Genomic DNA, 21,800 nt, shown 5'->3' with positions numbered 1-21,800 from the left:
TTATTACTCTTCTATCAAGGAAATTTTAAATGTAACAGTTGAACCCACTTTAGGTTCATCCAGACTTAATTTGTATCCTATTGTTTCGAGGACTTCATTGCTTATGTGCAATCCCATTCCACGGCCATTATTTTTCCTAGAAAATCCTAAGCTAAAGATTCTATCTCTGTCTCGTTCGTCAATCTTTTTACCGTTATTTGAAATGTAAACAGCGCCATGCTCATCCGCATGTAATCGTATAACTTTATCGTTTTCGTTATTTTCATTAAGCCAATAAATTGCGTTATCAATTACATTTACGAATACCGGATAAAAGGATGATCTAAATCCAAAAAGAGTTCCTTTGGCATATCCTTTGGTATGTTTAAATGTAATACTGTGCCTTTCCATTCTGCTTTTAAAGAGATCAATCAAAAATGATTTTATTTCTAATAGCTTAATTTCTTCTTTTTTTCTTTGTAACCTTCTATTCAAAGGAGTAAAAAGATTTAAGTACCCATCTAAATGTTCAAAATTAATCTTTATATTTTTATAAACACCTTCAAGATCTTCATTAACATCAGACCAAGCTTTTAAATCACGAAGGCTTGTACGAATAGAACGTACTGTGCTATTGAATTCATGATGAATAATACTAACGGCCAAGCCTAACTGGCTAAGTTCAATATCGGCGTGTATTTTTTCCCGGAGAGTTTCAACTTCCTCGCCTAGAGCGTCTGTTATTTGATCGTTGGTGATATAATTATTTTCACTATCTTTCTCCCAATAAACACCCTCCAACTGCCTAATAACAGCATCTAAAACATTAGTATTTCGCTCACTAATTGCTGTAATTTCCGCTGCTAATTCATTTCTTTTTTCGACTAAGTCAAGGTCTGACTCATTTGCAATATTAATATGTTTGAATTTATCTTTAACTATTCTAATTTGATTGTCTAGATCAATCATGAGATCAGATGTTAGATCTTTTACTCTTTTGTTGATATCAAGAACAACTTGCTGAGTAATCTTTCTTTTTTCGATATTTATTTTTTTTGCTTCTGTCGAGATAAAATCAACAGCCTGCTCAAGACGTTTACGTTTACTAATTTTTATCTGATATTCATTTATAGCTTTTTCTACTAGTTTATCTATTTCAGACACAGCTGGTTTAAAGCAGCGCTCCTCTAATTCATTAATAGCAATCAAGTATGTATTGTAATCTTGCTTCACCGATCCTCTTAATAAAAAACCTCTAGGGGCTGGAACTATAATAGTACGCTTATAATTAGTAAGTTCTTCCCTTAGCTGACTTTCAATATCAATTATTTTTTGACTTGCTATATCCGGGTCTTTAAGAGAAAATACATTATCGAATAGTTGCCCCCCATTAGTTACTATACTATTAACATCCTGCTCAATTAATCCATTAGTATTATTTTCAAAAAATTGATTAAGAGCTGTCTCAAACTTTATTTTCTTTGTTCTTGCTTGCGCTTCTCTTTTTTCTAAAGCTTTATGAGATGATAATAGTTCATTCCTCTTAGCTGCCCACAATTCAGCTTTAGGACCAGCTTTTATATCATCTCTAAAAAAATCAGCAGCTAATTGAATAAAGAAATTCTTGAGGATATCTCGTAAATGTTTATATGCTTGGTCTTCAATAAATCCTTCACGACCAGCTTTTTCTTTTAACTTAGAATTATTTACCTGAGAAAGACTTATCACACCGAACATTCTTCTATAGGAAAAAAAGGCTAACCCGGCATGTTTTGATCTTCTTTTCTCAATTTCTAAATAATCATAATCAGAGTCACCATAAGGTAATATTCTTATATTATCCTTATATATATACAACCCACCAAACTTATCGGATTTTGATGTTACTCTAGCGTAATCTTCATTAGCCATCATTGAGTGGCGTCTGTCACCTTGCACGTAAGCTAGATTTATTTCAAATGGACCACAGCTAGTAAGATTGAAGCTATTTCCGGACCAATTAACTATATGTTCAAAATTCTTCTCATGATATATCCGAATATTCCCTTTGAACTGGCCATATTCATCGAAATAGCCATGAAAATGGTGATCGGCTTGCTCAAAGTCATTGCTTGTAAAAAAATGTTCTCTATCTATTATATCAACATATGTATCATTGTGACTGCGATAATCCCTAAAAATGATATCTAATAGAGGTTCAGGATGGAAAATAGTCATGGTATTGTGGAAACCCATTAGCATCTTTTCCATTTTTGTAGCCTCTTTACTACTACCATCTCCATCAATATCAGAATTTAAAATATCATCAACAGGGGACACAAAAAACATTGTCCCACTAACATTCTCATTATCAAACGATTTGAAACGAATTAACCTTTTACTAAATAAATTTGGAGAAATATTGAATGATGAGATTGTATTAACAATTTCATCGTAACTTTCTTTCCCTATTAATTCTTGTTCTAGCAGTGAGTTCAAGGAATCGGTTAATTCTTCTTTCATGAGGTTTATTTGTAATAAACTAGGCATTTCTTCGAACGTTTTAACAGGAACGGTTAAGTCATCAAGATTCAAACCTGGCAGTTCAAATATTTGCCAGTTAATTAAAGCGGCGGTTAATTCTTTGCTTTCTTTTGTTTTTGTTATAATTAAAACTTGTTTTCCAATAGAGGCAACAGCTAAACGGCCTATCCCTTTTTCGCCCATTTGATTCCTGTGTTTTTTATTAATATCTACAGGCGGGAGCGATGTGTTTAAATTTTTAACTTTTGACTCTGTTCCAAGAGTTAGCCATCTGTTCTCAAAATCTGACCTAGACATGCCCAAACCATCATCTCTGAGCACAAAAATACTCTCTTCACGAAAATAGTCGATGTCTACATTATCAGCATAAGCATCATGAGCATTTTTCAGCAATTCATTGATTGCAGTAGGGATACCAGCAATCTGTTGACGCCCTAATAAGTCTAAGGTTCTGGCTCTAGTCCTAAATTTAGCCATTTTTATCCCCTTTTAAATATCTCGTAATGTTTAAGAAAATGGAGTCCGAATTGACGAGCCAGTTCACAAGGTACTGCATTGCCTATTTGTTTAGCTATCGAATTGAGTGCGCCTTTAAAGATGTAATTTGATGGAAAAGTTTGTAGTCTCGATGCTTCTCTAATGCTTATAGCTCTATTCTGCGTAATATCAGGATGACCAAACCGGCCATTTGAATAGCTATTACATTTAGTCGTTAAAGTTGGTGCGGGTTTATCCCATGACATTCTGCCATAGGTATCAGTATGGCCCTTATAACTTTTATGACATTCATTAATCAAATCTAATGGCCAATCTCTGCGATCTCCACCTTCAGGGGTGTTCTTTATTCTTTTTAAGTTTATTTCGGTCAATTCAGCGGCTCGATGCAATTCATCAAATTCATCTATCTCACCTGCTTCCAGTCTTGGATAATCTTTAATAAAATCCCTAACTGTTTTGACTGGTGAATTATCAAAACCATGCGTTTTTTCTGGCATTGAAATGGGCCCAAGTAAACTGGCCAATAATACAAAACGTTTTCTTCTTTGTGGCACTCCATATTGATCGGAATTAGCCACGAAATAAGTATATTTATAATCCAAATCATCTAATAGCGACAAGAGCCTTGTAAAAGGGCTTTCTTTTTTCCCATCAATTTTTTGGATACCCGGTACATTTTCAAGCATGATATATTCAGGTAAAAGTGTTGATATAAAGCGGTGAATCTCATCAAGAAGCGAGATTCTTTCATCATCCTCATATTTATTTTTATTTTGTTGTGAAAATGGCTGACATGGAGCACATGCGCTTAGAAGCAGACCATTTTCACTTTTGAATGCAATAGAATTTGCCACTTTTTCTACAGTTACTTTTCTGATGTCCTGAAAAATAAAAGCAGCCTCTGGGAAATTAGCTTTATAGGTCTCTGAAGCTTGTGGATCTATGTCAATACCAAGCCCAACGTCAAAGCCTGCTTGACGTAAGCCTTCACTAGCCCCACCACAACCGCAAAAAAAATCGATTACAATCAATTCGTTACCCAACTAATTATCAAGTTTTGCATTCTGGCCCTTGCTATTCAGAATAGCACTTCAATTAACGGAAACATTGATGACCTTAATTTTTTCTTAAAATGTACACTAATGAAATCTTAATGAAAAATCAATGGTATTTTTTTAAAAAATCACATACCAAGGAGTTAAAATCCTTTTTTTATGCGTCCCAAAATACTTCTCAATCATCTAGCCTGCCAATAATATTCAATAAAAAAAGGGGCAGCAAAAATCAACTTGAGATATACCTAAATTTATTCGCACCTCATTAGAATGTTATAGTTTAAAAAAAATAAATTCATTTACCCCTTGCATTGAAAAATCAAATATATTGATTACTAATGTTTACTAAAGAATTAATTTAGTTCTTTTTAAAATACAAGGTAAGATTTAAAATAAAACTAAATATTCGTATTTTTAATTATGACAAAACGATGTCTACAGATATTATATTATATAAAATATACTGCTAATTTTTCGAGGTATTATTTAATGAATAAAATTCATTCATATTTTTTCACTTTAAGGAAATCATCCACAATCGCAGTTAAAATCATGACAATTTATTCTTGATTTTCCCTCTAAATTACTGAGAGAAAAATAATATTTTGCAGTATGCTGGATCATTAAACAGCATAGCTAATGTGAGTCTGTAGATAATGTTAAAATATTCACCCCGTTTTAGCAATTTTCAATATCTTTTCGATGTTAGTGATGGGTGTAAATATTTTTGAACCAAGACACATCTACCGCATTTCCCATATCGATAATGTGTTTAATGTGGACCGGCTCGACTTAGATTTAGTAAAAATGGTGAAAACCTTGCTAACGCTCAATTCTAGACACAAAAAAAAGCCGCCCTTAGGCGACTTTAATTTCCATACATGGTGCCGAAGGCCGGACTCAAATAACACTGCAACCATATGTTTTTTATGAAGATAAAATCACACAAAACTAAGAATGCCCCCTTTTGTGCCCCCGCTTTATTTTAATCAATTTTTTTTAAGGGCAGATGATCTCTAAGATTGAAGAGTAGCCAACCAGCAGATCCCCCGACCGATGAGTTAGGCTCCGAAAGACGGAACCTAACCGCACTGGCCCTTACTGGACGAGCTAGCAACTTGCATCGATTAGCTGAAAAGCCACCGTCCGGCTTTCGCTGATTCAACGAGCATATGAATCGTCAAGGGTTTCGGTTCAACGTCAGGGAGCTTTTGGGATTTAGGCCTTAAGAAGTTAGGTAGAAATCCTTTTTCATAAGGCCAGTATGCAAGAAAATCAAATTCGCTGCTATCGACGTTAAATCGCTCGAAATAGTCATTCATTATTTCGTCGCCAGTTTCTCTGGCCCAGGGATATTTACCTGTTGATAGACTGGTTTCAAGCGTTAGCTCAGGCTTATTTTTTGCAAAAAGAGGCTTAGAATTATAATTATTGTCATACCATTCCAACACAGCGCTTTCCATTGTGTCTTTTACCATAACTTGTCACCTTCCTTTGCAATCAGGTTATAGCTGTGAGTCGTTTTCCATGCAATTTGAACCACGTCATTCATGATAAATCCTATACCCAATATGGGTATCCAGCGCCCAGCGAAAGCACCCAAGTTATTTACGTAACTGAATCTCAATCCTTTAATGCTTTCGGTAGTAAGTGTTGGCCAGCGGTGCACTCTAATCTTTAACCAAACACGAAGATTTGCACTCAAGATTGAAGTTCCCTTAGTTGTTCCGGCTGGTTTTGCGCGCGTGGTTTGGGTTGGTTGACCTAAAATTATTAGTGCTAAAGTGGCTACATCTTCCACACCAAGCTGTTTCTGAGCCTCATCCAGGAACACGAAGAAAAAAAGCTCTCCAGCGGAAAGATTGAACATTCCTTTGTAAAAATACGTCCCTTTCAGCTCTTCGACAGTATCCATTACGCATCTCCTTTATGACTGTCTCAGTACCTTATCTGCCGAATTGAGGTTCGTCCATAATCAAAATTTGAGATTTATTAATTGCAGTAGAGGATACTGAATTCAAATTTTCGATAAAAAAAGATTTTACAGAAAACCCTTCACATTGTTCACCTTTCATTTTTATTTATATATATCAGTGAATTACCTGATGAATGATAGATGTAGGGTGAAGGATATCATTCATCACTGGTGAAATTCAGGCATAAAAAACCGGCTTTCGCCGGTTTAGATAGTCATGCTGCTGGAGGGGCGTCGCACTTTGGCAGCCAGTCGGTGCTACTTTCTTCCGTCAGATCAAGGTTGGTCTGAACACCCAGCTTTGTCCGGCGCTTCATGTAGTGCTGTCCGTATTCCCGCATGATGCTCTCCAGCGACAGGCCGAACATCTTCATGCTGAGCGGATTCTTATAGCCGTTGGCCTCCATATAGGCCAGATAGGCGTGATAAAGATAACGCCTGGGCTGAAGCGGCCTGATGCTGGCGTTCCCCATGTAAAGCGCGTTTGGCTCCGGCGTGGTGAACAGGTAGCCGCAGAAGTCCACCATCGGGTCCGCATCACGCTTGATGCGCATCGCCTCGTCAGAGTTCTGCTGCGACTGAAGCAGCGACCGGGCCTGCTGTGGCTGGCTGAACTGCTGCATCAGCTGGCGCACGATAACGGCCAGCTCACCGCTGATTTTTTCCTTCAGCTGCGGGTCGCGCTCGTCTGCCGGGATAATTTCCGGGAAGTGCAGGATTACCCGGCGGCGCGACACGCCCCCGCTGCGGTCAGTGAAGCGCATCGGGTTGTTGTTTACCGCCAGAATTACCGCCGGAATGTGGGTTGAGTAGGCGTCGCGGTACTTCGGGTCAACGGACACCGCATCGCCGCCGGTGATGGCCTTGATGCCCGCGCCGTCGCCGCTCCACTTTTCCTGGTCGGGCAGAATAATCAGCGAGTAGCCAATTACCGCTGCGCGTTCGCGCGACGACTCCAGCGTTTCAATTGTCGCGGAGGTGGTGTTGTCCGTTCCGGCCAGCATGGTGGCGATTTCCGCCATGATGCTTTTACCGCTGCCACCAGGACCGGTGACCTCCAGAAACAGCTGCCAGTCGTAGCGGTTCGCCAGCACCATAAACAGCGCGGCCAGAATGATGTCACGCTTGGCCGGGTCGCGTCCGGCGGCGCGGTCGAGCCACTGCCAGAAGTACGGCGCGTGCTCTGCCAGCGTTTCTCCCTGGACGGGCTTCGTGTAATTCACCTCGCTGACCGTGCGCAGCCAGAAGTCTTTACTGTGCGGGCTGAAGCCGCCGGTGCGGGTATCCAGTACGCCGTTACGAAAGCCAATCAGGCGGCGCGCCGGGTCGGCCTGCTGCGGCAGCATCAGCTTCAGCGTCTCCACCACGCCCGAAATCTTGCCCGCCGAAAACGGCGCACGCAGGCGCTGGAACAGCTTCGCCACGTCCCGCTCAAACTGCTTCCCGGAAATCACCTTCCACGCGCCGGAGCGGTAGCAGGACAGAATTTCTCCGCTGGCGTCCACGGCCAGCGCGCTGCGGTAGTGCTCCGCCACGCGCTCCGCCTTTTCACTGGCGCTCATGGCCGAAAACTCCGCCTCGCTCATCACGTCGAACGGACTGGCGGCGGGCGGCGTGGCGGCTTCGGCCAGCGCCAGCCGGGTGGTTTCCTCACCGTGCTGCATAAAGGCGTCATTCCAGTCACCGAACACCGGCGGCAGGGCCACGGCGGCGCGGCTGGCTTCGGCGGCCTGCTTCGCCTTCACCTGACCGTCGCCATTCAGGTCGCGGTCTGCGGCAATCAGCAGCGGCAGCGTGGCGTGCTTTTCTCGGGCAAGGCCAGCCAGAGAAAGGAGGTTAACGGACGACAGGGCTATCCACACCTCGTCACCGGTCAGGTTGTGCACCGTCAGGCCGGTGGCGTAGCCCTCCGCCAGCCAGATGCGCGCTGCCGGTTTGCCGTTGCTGAGAACGTGACATGCGCTTTTTACCTGGCCGCCCTTCAGCGTGCGCTTCTCGCCCGCTGCGTTAATCAGCTGCACGTTCACCAGCTGCCCGCCCGTATCGTGCAGGGGAACGAGCAGGTCACCGGCACGATACGCCGTGAGCGCGACTTTCTGCGGCTTCGCCAGCGTCAGGCAGGACTGCTCCGGCCAGCCCTTGCGGGACAGGTAGGCGTTGCCGGTTGCCTGCTGCGCGGTGCTGACCAGCTGCTGCGCCTGCTTCACGGCGGCGGCGCGTGCGGCTTCGTTATCTTCGCCCGCGCTGGCGGCAGGCGTGCTGTCCACCGGTGGCAGGCTGCCGGTCAGGCCGTTTACCCGCGCGGCGGCTTCGGTCAGGCTCAGTGAGAGGGCCTTTTTCACCAGGTCCATGCCGTCACCGGCACCGCACTGATTACAAATCCACGTGCCGCGTCCCTCCTGGTCGTCAAAGCGGAAGCGGTCGGTTCCGCCGCATACCGGGCAGGCGGTATGGCGGTTCTTCACCACCTTCACGCCCAGCGCGGGCAGGATGCGGGGCCACTGGCCCCGCGCGGCTTTTGCCGAGTCTGATACGGTCATTTTCATTTTTTCTCCCTCAGTGCAGCACCGGCGCGTCTTTCAGACGCCCGCAGAGTTCATCCATCACCACCTGTCCCAGAAAGCTCAGGCACGGAACCGACTTCAGCGGCCCGGCGGCCAGCAGGTCGTCGAGCAGCGCGCAGGCAATTTCCTGACCGCGCTGGCGTCCGTGCTGGCGCAGGTAGAAGCCTTCCAGCTCTGTTTCAATGGCGTGTTCAAGGCGCGCCAGCGTCAGGCCGGGATAGCGCTTCTGTTCACGGCAGACGGTCAGCCAGGCGCAGGCCACCGCGCGGCGGGACAGCGCGGACCGCAGCTCAGTTGATAGGATACGTGTGCTCATGGCTCAACCTCCCCGTTCATCCAGCCGTCCTGACAGCGGTTTACCACCCCGTCCAGCTGCTCGGTGATGAGGAAAATAAGCGAGTTCAGCTGCGCCTGCTGTGTGGCCGGTGGCTGCTCGTGGCACTCCTGAAGCAGGGTCATGTCACTGATAAAACGTCCGGCGTTGCGAAGGTGCTCAAGGCGTAACAGGTCGGCGTGGGAAATGGTGGTGTGAGTCATGCGCGCACCTCCCGGACCGGCAGACGGGCAGCAAGGGACAGTACGTAATCGCGGGCCAGCGTCAGTCGGGCGGCGCGTTCGTCAGAGGCAATGGTGCGGAGCATGTGGATACGCTGCTGGCGCTCGGTACGGCGCACGGCGGCAAAGACGAAAACAAACTGAGGGTATGGGGAATTAAGGACCGTAGCCATGAGGGCAGTCTCCAATGTTAGTAGCTTACAGCCACCACCGGAAACGCCAATTTCACTGGTGGTAGCCCAGACGGGGTTGGCGTAACCGGCAACATTGGAAACCGGCGCTTCGTGAGAAGCCCCCGCCTGAGCCACCATTACGCGGAAGGTACGACAGATACAGAACCGTCGCCCGAAAAATGGGTGCATCAGGGCACAGACACAAAAAAAGACGCGAGGCGCGTCTGGTGTCGCCAACGTTGTATTCAGGACGCCAATCCCGGCTGCCGATTTTGCGACAGCAGAAAGACTGTACCAGGGAATGGCCCCGGCGCGCAAGCCGGGGAACACAGGAAAATTCAGCATGGCGGAAAATCTCAACAATTGGTGAAGATCATGCTGCACGTTCCTGACCGCGTGCTGCGATGCGTGCATTCATCCAGGCGCTGACCTCGCTGGCAAGCCACGCGACGTTCTTGCCGCCAAGCGATACCTGCGCCGGAAAAGCACTGCGGCTGATGAGGTCATAGATGGTTGAGCGGGACAGGCCGCAGACGTGGATCACTTCCGGCAGGCGCATAAAGCGCTCCTGAACCGGGAATGATACCGGCATGGCTGGTGCCGCCGGGGGGGATGAATGAGCGTTTAAAGTCGTGTGCATGAGCTACCTCTTAGGTATCCGTGAAGCGCCGCACAGGTGTGTACGGCATCGGGTAGCTCTTTATTTTGCGAATATTTTTGCCGGTGACAACAACAGAAATCTGCCTGACCGGCCACATAAAAACCCCACAAAAAATGCGTGTACGTGAATAGTACCAGACTGCACCAAAAAGTACTGATAAGGTTTTATCCAATAATTTTAGGTCCAATATAAGAAAGTTTTTAAAACCAATCGTTCTAAAGAATTAATAAGGCCAAAATCCTGCTGATGAACGATGGTGAATAGAGGGTGAAGGATTACTTTTTTCACTCTTCACCTCTTAATTTACTGTATTTACTATTTTTTTCTCTCTGGTGAAGAATGGTGAAGGATTTATATAAAACTGAAAGCTGATAACAGGCTTCAGTGAGACCTTTTCCTGGCTCGCCAGAAGTAATGCTTTTGTCTGGTCCGTCATACAACGCCCTTCGGTAGAAGCCGCTGTGCCAGACCCGGCACAATTGACTTACTGAAACCAGCCGACAGGAAACGAGATGGCCCTGAAATGTCCCGAATGTGGTCAGGTAGCCCACACCCGCACCAGCGCTTATGAAGCGCCCTCCGTAAAGCGTACCTGGTACCAGTGCCAGAACCTCGACTGCTCCTGCACGTTCACCGCGCTGGAGAGCGTCGAGAAAATCATCATGAAGCCCCACAGGCACGCAGCGACAGAGCCGGAACCGCAGAATGACGCGCCGGTTCGCCAGCCGCAGACGCTGGGCCGTTATGGTTCAGCCAGCACCCGCAAAGACCGCCACGCACAGCCGTGACAGAGAGGAAAAACAGCATGACACAGCAGCAGATGACCGACGAACAGATTCAGGCAGCCGGTAACCGTATCGGTACGGCGCAGGCCAGAGCACAGCGGCCACTTAAGGAAGCAGGTTGGCTCCTGCGGTTACCCGAGGCCGACGTTATCAGTCACACCACCGAGCTGGTGAAGGGGCTGTCCTCTGAATGGCGGTTGCGTATCGAAGACCTCAATACGAAGATGCTGGCCTGGCTGGAGGCAAGGCAGGCCGAGAACGCCGCCGCTGAGAACCTCAGCGAGCTGCGCCAGCGTAAGGCCGAAATGGAGCAGGCAAGCCGGGACAACCGGACACGCTTCCGTGAACTGCTGGGACAGAATGGCGGCAACGTCACGTCGGAGATGAAGACGCTGCGCGCGGAGTATCTGGAGCAGCAGGAAACGGCAACTGACATCGCCGGGCTGATTGCCGAAAAGGAAAAGCAGCTGCCGGTGATGGCAGACGTGACCGGGCGCAAGGCTAACGCTTACGTATTCTGTCATGAGGGCATCACGGATGAGCGCATTGATACGCTGATTGATGATTTCTTCATTATTCACGGCGCAGAGCTGAGCAGCCTGCTCAGGATGAAGTACAGCCAGTTTGAACGGAATGGCTCAACGCATGCACCGGGGGTTATTGAAGGCGCGAACGATGCCGACACGCTGTACCGTGTATATGTCCAGAACCTCATTAAGCGATGGACGAGCGTGAATCAGCCGCTGATGTTCCGTGATGACGTGCTGAGCGTGAGCGGTGCGCATCCTTTCAGAGGGGCCAGAACGGACCGGCGCAAGCGCAAAATTTTCTGAGCCAGAGAGATAACCCCTAACTGATGCCCGGTTACGCGCCGGGCTTTTTTGTGTCCGCTAATTACCGAAGGGAGCGTGCATGTCTATGCTGCATGAAAACGCATGAGTTTCAGGCATCCCGGAACGGCTGGAAAGGCCAGCTGCGGCGCGGCCAGGAGCCACTCATGCAGGTGCATGAAAACCACTGCATGAAGTGCGCAGGCGTGGCGGGGCTACGAGCGCGCACCAAAGGGTAAACTACACATCAAGTTCTCTAGCATTAAATGCAGATGCACCTGAATAGTTGAAACCCAAATTATATAAAATATGTGTATCTATTCTTAATTTCTCCCATTGGATAAGATGAGTTATATTTTTTTTATGAAGAAAGGCTATTTCACCAGATGCGAAATCTCGCACGAAACAGTAACTTTCATCTTTCCTGACAATTGCGCCTCCTAACTGCAGCAACTCCCCATCTTTGTCAAAAATCGGCCCACGTATTTTACTTTTAATATCTGGTGCTATATTTTTCTTTTTGGTTATTGCAAAATACCTCTTAGCATCCTCATATTTTTTATTTATATATAACTGCCGAGCATACCAGAATTGATTTTCTATGTTTGAATCACCTTCGGTAAAAGACCTCCTCCAGTAATACTCTGCGAGATCATTTTCGCCAGCATAAAATTCAGTGATTATCTTTGCGAGCCGGCCGTTGCAAACCTTATCGGCTGGATAGTATTCCAAAACGGTTTCCATGATCGCTCTCGCTTTAGGTGTATCACCATTTTTTATATATGCTTTTGACAAAGCTATTGCTATAAAGGTGCTAGCGCTGTTTTTATTGAATGCCTTTTCCAAAGATGCTATCGCACCCTTGTTATCATTAAGCAGAGAACTCAATTTGGATTCCGCCTCCAAAAGGAACTCTGAGTTAGGATATTTCTGTAATCCTGAATGGAGTGTCGTCACAAATTCTTTTATCAATTCCTTTAAAGTCTTTTCATCAATATCCTGCGCATTAAATATAGTTGATATCTTTTCCAGATGGACCTTGCATAAAGTATGATAACTATGAGAGTGATTATTATCAAATCCACTCCTTAAATTAGTTAGTGCGTATTCACGAGCACGAGAAAGATACCGTTCTCTTTCTAATTCATTCCCTCCCCTCGCCTTTTGAAGTTCCAACTCGGATCTAGTATGATTTATAGTTGGATTATATGGTGCAATCTCTGCTGCAGTATCTAAGTGTTGTTCTGCAAGTCTAAAGTTAGGGTTTTTCCTCTTCATTTCGAAAATGGCAATTTGTTGATGATAGTAATCATCGAATTCCCCAATCTGCCTTGCCGCATCATAGATTCTTCTAATAACTAACGGATCGTTAAACAGCGACAATAGATTTCTCGCTTTAATAATTTCTCGGTATGCTTTTTTGTCAGATGAATAACCTATATCTAAAGAGTCAATTAAATCGAGATATAAATCCTCTTTACTTTCTTCATTAAGCATTGTGCGTGCAAATACAAACTCTGCAATTAATGGATGTCTAGCTTGATATGCATAATCATCATTATTAGATGGACTAACGACCTGAACAATATTTTCAAGCGGACTAAAAAATTTCTGTTTGAAAATCTCAAAAGGCACGCCAAATATTCTATGAATGATACCAGTTCGCACAGATACACCTAAACGATTAAGCGCACAAATAGTTCTATATATTAACCTTGCCTGTTCTGGCTCAATATTATTGTACTCATCGAATACTATATCTTCGAAAGATTTACCCATTGTGACTTCATAGAGCGCAACTAATATCTGCCTGCCTGATTTATTTCTAAAGGCCTCTTCTTGTTTTTCACGAGCTAAATCTTTAATCAACCCCAAGCACTGGAATCTGCTTAATTTATCTAATAAATCTTTAATTTCTTTTTCTTTTAGATAAGGCAGCCTAAATTCTTTTGAAATACAAGAATGTAAAGGCTCACATTCCATGTTCCATTCATTTCCCCTCTCAGAAGATATTATAGTTAATTTTAACTCCGAATTACCCCCTCTCTTGATCAAAGCCGTTATTTCAGAAATATGGAAAGATGCTTTATCCACAAATAAAAAAACCCTATCTGTCGCTCTTTCGCAAATTTCAAATATAGCGTTTGTATCTATTTTATTCGAAGACTCCCAATATAGTACAATTCGGTTGTATTCTACCGCAGAATCCCAAGCAATACGTTTTAAAGTAATAGTTTTCCCGGAGCCTGCATGCCCCTTGACTAAAAAGAAATCAACAGTTGAATTTCTCTCAACCTCTTCAAGTAAAATAACCTCACTTATAAATGTATCTGTTAGAGATCTTCGACAATCATATGCCTCTTTAATTGATTCCCAACCATAAGAGTTACCTTTATAAAATTCTGATGGATGGGTTTTATTTGTTGGCATATCTGATCGAATAAAACTGAGTTCACTCAACAATATTTCAACCGTTTTTGAAGATAACTCTAAGTTGTTGTTTTTAAAAATACGCTCAATTTCATGTTGCTTTTTAACGCGAGAAACATTGCGTAATGCTATAGGAGAAGTTTCATCCAACGCATTTACAAAATCTTCAAAAGTTCCTTTGAGTGGAGTTATTTTTCTTTTTTCCCACATTCTTACTTCGGCGTCAGAAAGTGATGGAGTAACAGTGTAGAACCTTGGTCTTTCGTCTAAAGATTCACTCAGCGATAAAAGAGCTTGTCTTAAATCTGAATCATCTAAACTGTATCCTATAAAAACTATTGTATACTGATGCCCATGCTCATCTAATCGATTAAATAACCTGTCTCTATTACGTTTATGTGTAACATATTGATCTGGAGTTAAAATTAAAGGAATTGTTAAATCGTCAGTTTTAGTAATGCACCCATGAAGTTTAACATAGCAAATAGAGTCAGTGGACCGAAGTATTTCATCAACCCTGTCACTATTCTTATATACACACTTGATATTTTGAGTCTTATTTGATTGTTTTTGGTATGCTTTCTCTATGACTAAATCATAGTTTGTAGTATATATTGCAACCCACCTAAAAGTTGGGATTTTTAAATGGAAGTCCGCGGGTTCAAACTCATCAAAGTAATCTTTAACAAATTGTTGAACTGTATGGATATCGGTCTCCGATATAGCCAGCTCAGCTATCGAAGATAATGTTTTTGTAGTTTTTTCTTCACCAAAATATTCTTTTGAAAGAATATTAGCTAAATCATTACCTTTAGGAGCCTCTTTACCACTCGGTGCCTTAGCTCCGATTGTGGCCCCAGATCCTAGAAAAAGAACAACACGACCAGAATTTATACTTTGACTTAAAATGTGAGGAATGTCCATGGTAATCAAAACTCCAATATCATATCGTTGTTGATAGTAACAAACTAATACAACCTTGGAGGTCAGATTACCATTCAAAGTTTATAAATCATACAGAGTTTTATATTGAAAAATGCATGAATTATCTTCTTTTGTGATGGCCTTCTCTAGCAAAATCATAAGGCGATATAAATCTTTTAAGGTTTACGTCCAAAAAGTCCGCCCACCATTGGACCATGAGTCGACGTTCATCCAAGTGAACAGATGTATGGATATAGGCAGCTCTTACACTGTTGCGCTCAGAATGACTCAACTGGCGTTCAATAGCATCATCACTCCATAACCCGGATTCACCTAAGGCACCGCGAGCCATTGTTCGGAAGCCATGACCGCACACTTCTGTTTTAGTGTCATATCCCATTGAACGTAATGCATTATTAATTGTATTTTCGCTCATTACTTTTTTGGGATCGTGATCTCCCGGAAACAAACGTGTGTTATCACCGCTTAACGGCCGTAGCTCTTCAAGTAACGTAAGAGCCTGGCAGCTTAGCGGAACAATGTGCTCTTCTTTCATCTTCATTCCACGATGTGAATAACGTACGCCTTCAATTTCTTCACGCTTCGCCGGAATACGCCAGCAGGCACTATCAAAATCGAACTCATCCCACCGGGCAAAGCGCAGCTCACTTGAACGAACAAAGGTCAGCAATGAAAGCTTGACGGCTATACGGGTCATCATACGTCCACGATATGCGGCAAGACGCGCAAGAAACTCAGGAAAACGGTTGAAGGGTAATGCGGGGTAATGGCGAGCCTTGACGGTAGAAAGTGCCCCAGCCATATCAACAGCAGGGTTGGACTCAATATAATCGTTCTGCACGGCATAGCGCATTATCGCTGTAACACGCTGCTGAAGGCGCTGAGCGACGTCATGCCTGCCACTGGCATCAACGGCCTTAATAGGTGCTAACAGCTGGCTGGTTTTCAGCTTACGAACATCTGCCAAACCAATATGAGGAAAAATATACAGCTCAAGATAGCGCAGGATCCGTGAACGATGGTCATCACTCCAGCGCTTGTTACTGGCATGCCATTCGCGGGCGATCGTTTCAAAAGTATAAGCCCCGGCGTTCTCAGCCTGGGCCTCTTTCTGTTCCGCTTTGGGATCCATCCCCTGCCCTAACATCTTTTTAGCTTCGTCACGCTTAGCACGTGCCTCGGCAAGCGTCACTGTCGGCCAAACGCCGAAGGCAAGTCGGTCTTCTTTTTTGTCAGCTGGACGCCGGTACTTCATGCGCCAGTACTTTGATCCTTTAGTCGTGACCTCAAGATACAAACCGCCGCCATCGGCCATTTTATAGTTTTTTTCTTTGGGCTTTGCAGTGTCGACCTGACGGGCATTCAGCTTCATTTTGGGGGCACATTTCTTATCGAAGTGGAAATGCCCCCAATTATGCCCCCACCGAGGTCTGGATTGCAACGGATGTGCTCGGACGACGCAGGATGATAAAATCAACCTGCTTGTTGATTTTAAAGGGTTTTTTAGACTTCCTCGGACGAGGATGGACAGGATACTGGTGCCGAAGGCCGGACTCGAACCGGCACGTATTTCTACGGTTGATTTTGAATCAACTGCGTCTCCTAACTCATTGATTTTGATCAATTCGTTAGAATGCGCCTACGGCTAACCATACCAATTTCGCCATGAGATTGCCCCGACAAAATAACCGGGGTTTTCATGATTTACAAGAGAGATCGTTATCTGATTCTTGATCCTTGTGGTGTGTACATGGTTCGCATTGCGCTACCTGCTTACATGCGAGGGTATTTCAGCGGCAAAAAGAACTTCATCAAGTCCACTGGCACACGAGACATCAGGCAAGCAAGGCTGATCCGTGATGCTATCGCCGTAGAATTTTCCAGATTAAGGGAACAGCTAAAACCACAGCCCAGCGGCACAAAGATGGAACGAATCATCAATGAGCTACGCCAGATAGGAAACATAGCCAAAGAAAACCCAATCCCGTTGGGCGAATCTATTCTTACCTGCCCTTCACTTCTCAAACTTTTGGATCTCTACCTTGTGCAATTCAGCGAGAAACGAAAGTTGACTACCCTTTCCAAAACAAACAAAGCCGTAGAGGTGTTACTTGCTCATCTCAAGAAAAAAGATGTTCAGCTAAAGGATGTGAACAGAACAACCGTAACAGGCTGGCTTGATAAGCTAAAAAATGAGAAAGCGCCTCAGACGATACAAAACTATATCAGCGCCCTTGCTCAGATTTGGGATCTGGCTAAGAACCGGTATCACGATGCACCACAGGATAATCCCTGGCGCGGTCATGCGCTGGAAGCGAAAAGCAGCAAGGTTAGCTATGAAGTATTCGCTCCGGGCGAGTTAGCGAAGGTCTACAGCCTGCTTGATGATGAAATGAAAGCTGTAACGCTTATCGGAATGTATAGCGGTATGCGACTCAACGAGGTGTGCACCCTGAAATCAGTTAACGTTAAGACGATTGAAGATGTGTTGTGCTTTGAAGTTTTAGAAGGTAAGACAAAATCGGCGGCCAGAATCATCCCTGTCCACAGCAAGTTAACTGCACTGGTTACTACGCTTCTCCAGAAGCCCTATGACGGCTTCCTGTTCTACCATGCATCAATCACAGACCGTGCAGATGGTAAGCGCTCTTCCTGGCACTCTCAACAATTTACGCGCAAGAAGCGTAAGGCTTTGGGCGAAGCTGGCACAGAAAGAAAAGTATTTCACTCGCTACGCCATTCCTACGCTCAGCAACTGGACAGGAACAAAGTTCCTGAGGATAGGATCGCTCTATTGATGGGGCATGAGCGCGGTAATACTGAAAGCTTTAAGACGTATTCTAAAAAATCTGCTTCGCCTCAAGAGCTATCACAGTATGTTGAGCTAATCGCTTATTCTGAGTTTGATACTTAGAGGAAAGGGGCATTGGCCCCTAACTTTACTCTTCGTCTTTTCCTATAAGAAGCATTGCTTTCCAGCAAAGAAAAATAGTGGCAATTCTTGCGCTGTCCTCAATGCTCTTATTACATGCCTTTTCATACGCTAAATTCTGAACATTTGCCCAATCAAACTTGAAGCTATTTAACTCTTCAAGGGTAACTTTATAATCATGCTTGTGTGCATAATTATTTCTTACTTTATTGATAGCTTTGAATGCAGAATAGTATTTTTCATTTATTAACCCCATAGCAAAAGACAAATCAACTTTAAGGTCGAAGGAACGTGTAGACTTGAAAAAAACCTTCGGCGCTACGAGATTTCGTGAAATTAGTGTTTCCAAAACTTTTTCTATGAAAATGTGGCCTTTTAGTAATGGTAATAACTCTTCATCATCAAAAACAAGACGTTGCATGATGTGTTCATCAAGTTCCTGTGAAGATAAGTCTTCAAAATTCACGTTAATCTCCTTAAAATAAGATTGGATGCGGACACATTATCATGAATTCCGCACCCGCCTAACCAGTCCGTTAGTTGACCGCAAAGCGGTTTAGCCTCTGGCTAACTGACTGCCATCAGCATTAATTGTTGCTGGTCATGTTGTTAACCTGGAATGTCATATCATCCCAACTATTCAGAATCTCTTGCTGTGTGTGTGCAGTAAAGACACCCATCAAGCGATCATCATTGGTATTCACGTTGGTTTCATTGTGAATCTCAAATTCAAACTTAGGCGTCTGGAAGTCGAGCGGATTACCCATAGCCAGGTTTGCATAACGCTGATCTAAAGCATTCTGCGTTGTGAAGTTTGGTTCAGTTGTGCCATATGGGTTTACGTACTTCTGATCAATCGGGCGACCGGCTAAAGCGTCTTGCCATCCCTGATTGCCTGCGGTTGAATTAGACTCCCATCTCTTGTTAACCCAGCGTATAAACCAGTTATCATCCTTGTGCTCTAACGCGCTGTTGTAGGCCTCCTTATAATGTTTTTCATTATATCCGGCGCTGCCTGGGATCACGCCTAAATGGGAACTTATCCAGCCAACTAACCCGCCCAGCTCTTTACCCAGCTCATCGGCTATAGGCTTTAGCTGTTTGAAGCTGTCTCTAACGCTATCGCTATCTTGTCCAAGCTCGCGGAATCTCTCCGCAAACCCGCTCGAAAAAGTATCTCCGAGGTTTTCAGATGCAGACTGTGCGACTGATCCGAGGTTAGAGAGATAGGATAAATTCTGGCTTTGCTGATCTGTTAAGCTCTGACCACTGCGCGCGATCTGCATAGCTGTATCAGTAAGGTTTTTCCCGCCATCTTTGACCGCCTGGAGTGCTACGCTGCCGTCATCAATCGCTTCAGCAAATGCGGTGAGTTCTTTCTCACTGTATCCCATCGTTTTCTGTAACTGACGCAAGTACACGAGGAATTCAGTAAAGTTCATCCCTTGCAGGTTTGAAACAACTTGTTCCCCTGCGGCTTTGCCCCTCTTCGCGGTAACACTGTTCACAATATCGCCAAATTCCCCACCACCCGATAGACTCCAAGATCCGTCTTTTGCCTGCTTCCAGCTTCCATTAGCAGTTAACTGACCGGCCTTGTCATTGTAATCGCGCTGTTTATCCGCAAGCTGTTCATAGGTGAAGTTATACCCGTTCTTACGTGCTTCAGCGATCAAGGCGTCAGCCTCAAGCGTAGAAACGCCTAAGCTGTTCAGTTGCGTGCGTCCTGAATTCCTTTCGACCGAGCCTTGTAGAGTCTCACGAGCAGCACCGGCTGCACGTTCTCCGAGATACCCCACACCACCGGCAACACCGGCAAGCGCAAGACTTGAAGCAAGACGGCTGTGTCCTGCTGGCGTTGGAACACCGGCACGGTGGTTAGCGGCGCGGCTTTCTCTGGCGATTGCCTGTAGCTGTCGGCGCTGCTGTCGCAAAGCTTCATTGCTAGCCTGTAGGCTCATAGTTTGATCGTGATATGCCTGGCTGATGCGCTGGACTTCTCTGATCGCGTTGTGGCGCTGTTCCTGGTTCAGCCCCTGCATTCTCGTTATATCGAAAGCGTTACGGCGTAGCATCAGATTGGCCCGTTCCTGGCGCGTTCCCTGTTCCCTGATGCGTTTCTCTTCTTCGCGGCGTTGTTTGGCCTGCTGGCGCTGTTGCTCTTTAACCTGGCGTGCTGCATCGCGTTCTGCCTGCGTTTTCCCGCCTCCGGCACGCTTCCCGCTGCCTTGATTCTCTGCTTTGGCCTTCTCACGTGCGGCACGTTTCGTTTCTTTTATCTCCGCATCTGCCTGGTCACGCATCCGCTTGATCTCAGCTTTCGACTGTTTAACAGAATCGTTTTCCATCTGCTGGCGTAGCTGTCTCATCTGCTTACGTGCCTGGTTAAGACTGTTGCGATCCGTCTGGTACACCACACGGTTAATTAACGTTGCGGCCTGAATTTTTGTTGCCATATTTATTTACTCCATAAAAAAGCCCCATCCCCGTTAAGGGACAGGGCTAATAAGCGGTTGCTTTGTTATTCTGGTTCTACATTAAGTGCCAGCAATAGCGGCATCCCACGATGTAGGCGTGATCTAACTGTAGATTCAGCAAGGCCGTTAGCTTGAGCAAGTGCTGATAAGTTGAAATACTTACGTAAATCACTCTCACTTAGATTCGACCAGATAACTTTTTGCCCGCTGTCATCTTCAAATGTAATTTTCATTTTCATACTCCAAACAGCAAGGGTATTAGGTGCAGCGGTATATAAGTTGCAGCACCATAATAGATACCAATCTCAATACATAATAAGATCAGTAGGAATAACACACGGAGCATTATTAGATCGTTGCTGTAATACGCATTGCCATATTCGTAACGTGGTTTACTGGAAGAATACCGGCTTCACTATAAATTCTTTCTTCTCCTAAATCGTTCTCGATCAGGTAGGAGAAATATTCTTGTGCAATCTTTGTACGTGCAAGACGTGAGTTAGTCGATGCAGGGCTATAGATATGCTGATAAGCATTCGTGCCAGCCCTAAAAATAGGCATCATAAGCATTTCATTACTCGCAAGATACGCAGTTAGCAGCGGATCAGTCACCTTGATAACATCAACGCTCAAACCTGGTAGGCTCATTGTCTGCACGTTCGGTAGCAGATCCTGACGCTGGATAATAATATTACCCTCAGCCAGTGGGCTAACGTACTGGAAAGCTTCTTTCATTGAAGGATGGAAGCGGAGACGGTTATAAGCATCAGCACCTGCAAACACAATTACACGTGTAATATCACTATAAAGACCATCAGCAGCGGCGTTAATGCGATCAAGAAACCCGTTAAAGGCTTCCAACACGTCAAGAGTAGTGCTTGAGTTCAGATCAATAGTTTCCGTCATAAACGGGGCATCAAAGCTTGTAGCGTAGTCGATAATCTGGCGTGGATCTTCGGTTTTAGTGAAAGGCGTATAAACTTCACCAGTGAAAAGAGCGCGAGCGTACATTGTTTCAACCGTGCGTTTATGTGCTTTAGCGTGTGCCTGGATATAATCCCCAAGAATATCTAAATAAGTTTCTTCTTCGGTACTACCAGCGCGGCGCTTACCTTGCTGGAAATCTTCAGCGGTAATTGAATCGTGACGCAGGAAATATGGAATTTCTACACGATAATTAGTAGCTGTCCCGCGTTCAGTTGAATTGTGTTCAAAACTGTAACGCTTTTTTGGGGTATTCATTAGGGATTGGTTTGTTTCTGCCAGACGGTCAAAGGATACGCGGATCTCTGAACTACCTTCTTTCTCGAAAATGCCCAAAGCCTGTAGCAGATAGTTTTGCTGTGAAGTCTGTGAAAATGCAGGAACAAGATCTGTCATTCCCCATTGTGAATATTGGAAGTTAGCCATTATAGTTA

18 protein-coding genes are annotated in these 21,800 nt (G+C 44.8%); 3 read left to right on the top strand and 15 right to left on the bottom strand.

All coding sequences use genetic code 11. The features are described 5' to 3' along the window. Positions 1 to 3 precede the first annotated feature (3 nt). The 9 genes from BY447_RS13235 to BY447_RS13195 form a co-directional block, all read right to left on the bottom strand. Complete coding sequence (locus BY447_RS13235; RefSeq protein WP_110331301.1) at positions 4 to 2,979, bottom strand: ATP-binding protein; 2,976 nt, start codon at positions 2,977 to 2,979, stop codon at positions 4 to 6. A 2-nt stretch (positions 2,980 to 2,981) separates the two neighbouring features. Next, positions 2,982 to 4,031, bottom strand: a complete 1,050-nt coding sequence (locus BY447_RS13230) for a DNA cytosine methyltransferase (RefSeq protein ID WP_110331943.1) — start codon at positions 4,029 to 4,031, stop codon at positions 2,982 to 2,984. Positions 4,032 to 5,182: 1,151 nt separating this feature from the next. After that, positions 5,183 to 5,533, bottom strand: coding sequence for a DUF1493 family protein (locus tag BY447_RS13225; protein WP_110331300.1), 351 nt, complete (start codon positions 5,531 to 5,533; stop codon positions 5,183 to 5,185). Then, positions 5,527 to 5,970 (bottom strand): STM2901 family protein, encoded by a 444-nt coding sequence (locus BY447_RS13220; protein ID WP_110331299.1) that lies wholly within the window; start codon positions 5,968 to 5,970, stop codon positions 5,527 to 5,529. The genes BY447_RS13225 and BY447_RS13220 overlap by 7 nt, the downstream gene beginning before the upstream one ends. Positions 5,971 to 6,245: 275 nt before the next feature. After that, entirely contained in the window at positions 6,246 to 8,576 is a 2,331-nt protein-coding gene (locus BY447_RS13215; protein ID WP_110331298.1) for a phage/plasmid primase, P4 family, read from the bottom strand. A gap of 10 nt (positions 8,577 to 8,586) precedes the next feature. Further along, complete coding sequence (locus BY447_RS13210) at positions 8,587 to 8,910, bottom strand: DUF5375 domain-containing protein (RefSeq protein ID WP_110331297.1); 324 nt, start codon at positions 8,908 to 8,910, stop codon at positions 8,587 to 8,589. Further along, a complete protein-coding gene (locus tag BY447_RS13205) occupies positions 8,907 to 9,131 on the bottom strand; it encodes a hypothetical protein (RefSeq protein ID WP_110331296.1) in 225 nt (74 codons plus the stop codon). Before BY447_RS13205 ends, BY447_RS13210 begins: the two co-directional genes overlap by 4 nt. Further along, positions 9,128 to 9,667 (bottom strand): host cell division inhibitor Icd-like protein, encoded by a 540-nt coding sequence (locus BY447_RS13200; protein WP_110331942.1) that lies wholly within the window; start codon positions 9,665 to 9,667, stop codon positions 9,128 to 9,130. Before BY447_RS13200 ends, BY447_RS13205 begins: the two co-directional genes overlap by 4 nt. 28 nt (positions 9,668 to 9,695) lie before the next feature. After that, the gene (locus BY447_RS13195; protein WP_110331295.1) at positions 9,696 to 9,962 is read right to left on the bottom strand and encodes a helix-turn-helix transcriptional regulator; all 267 of its coding nucleotides are present in this window, start codon (positions 9,960 to 9,962) and stop codon (positions 9,696 to 9,698) included. A gap of 533 nt (positions 9,963 to 10,495) precedes the next feature. Here BY447_RS13195 and BY447_RS13190 point away from each other — a divergent pair. Together BY447_RS13190 and BY447_RS13185 are read left to right on the top strand one after the other, a co-directional pair. Further along, positions 10,496 to 10,771, top strand: a complete 276-nt coding sequence (locus BY447_RS13190; RefSeq protein WP_110331294.1) for an ogr/Delta-like zinc finger family protein — start codon at positions 10,496 to 10,498, stop codon at positions 10,769 to 10,771. Positions 10,772 to 10,788: 17 nt separating this feature from the next. Next, on the top strand, positions 10,789 to 11,601 hold the full coding sequence (locus tag BY447_RS13185; protein ID WP_110331293.1) for a hypothetical protein: 813 nt from the start codon (positions 10,789 to 10,791) through the stop codon (positions 11,599 to 11,601). 237 nt (positions 11,602 to 11,838) lie between these two features. On the opposite strand, the gene BY447_RS13180 is transcribed toward BY447_RS13185, so the two are convergent. Together BY447_RS13180 and BY447_RS13175 are read right to left on the bottom strand one after the other, a co-directional pair. Further along, on the bottom strand, positions 11,839 to 14,952 hold the full coding sequence (locus BY447_RS13180) for an SIR2 family protein (RefSeq protein WP_110331292.1): 3,114 nt from the start codon (positions 14,950 to 14,952) through the stop codon (positions 11,839 to 11,841). 121 nt (positions 14,953 to 15,073) lie between these two features. After that, a complete protein-coding gene (locus BY447_RS13175; protein ID WP_110331291.1) occupies positions 15,074 to 16,345 on the bottom strand; it encodes a tyrosine-type recombinase/integrase in 1,272 nt (423 codons plus the stop codon). 327 nt (positions 16,346 to 16,672) lie between these two features. On the opposite strand from BY447_RS13175, the gene BY447_RS13170 reads away from it, so the two are divergent. Then, entirely contained in the window at positions 16,673 to 17,887 is a 1,215-nt protein-coding gene (locus BY447_RS13170; RefSeq protein WP_110331290.1) for a tyrosine-type recombinase/integrase, read from the top strand. Between the two features lie 25 nt (positions 17,888 to 17,912). Here BY447_RS13170 and BY447_RS13165 read toward each other — a convergent pair whose 3' ends face one another. The 4 genes from BY447_RS13165 to BY447_RS13155 form a co-directional block, all read right to left on the bottom strand. Further along, on the bottom strand, positions 17,913 to 18,371 hold the full coding sequence (locus BY447_RS13165) for a hypothetical protein (RefSeq protein ID WP_110331289.1): 459 nt from the start codon (positions 18,369 to 18,371) through the stop codon (positions 17,913 to 17,915). Positions 18,372 to 18,492: 121 nt separating this feature from the next. Continuing rightward, positions 18,493 to 20,361 carry a hypothetical protein gene (locus BY447_RS13160; RefSeq protein WP_110331288.1) on the bottom strand — a complete coding sequence of 623 codons (1,869 nt, stop codon included), beginning with the start codon at positions 20,359 to 20,361 and terminating at the stop codon, positions 18,493 to 18,495. A 65-nt stretch (positions 20,362 to 20,426) separates the two neighbouring features. After that, entirely contained in the window at positions 20,427 to 20,615 is a 189-nt protein-coding gene (locus BY447_RS23195; protein WP_146210996.1) for a transcriptional regulator, read from the bottom strand. Positions 20,616 to 20,730: 115 nt separating this feature from the next. After that, positions 20,731 to 21,792, bottom strand: a complete 1,062-nt coding sequence (locus BY447_RS13155; protein WP_110331287.1) for a major capsid protein — start codon at positions 21,790 to 21,792, stop codon at positions 20,731 to 20,733. Between the last annotated feature and the right edge of the window lie 8 nt (positions 21,793 to 21,800).

Source organism: Pantoea sp. JKS000250 (genome assembly GCF_003201065.1).
Lineage (GTDB): Bacteria > Pseudomonadota > Gammaproteobacteria > Enterobacterales > Enterobacteriaceae > Pantoea > Pantoea vagans.
This window is presented reverse-complemented; position numbering and strand designations above follow the sequence as displayed.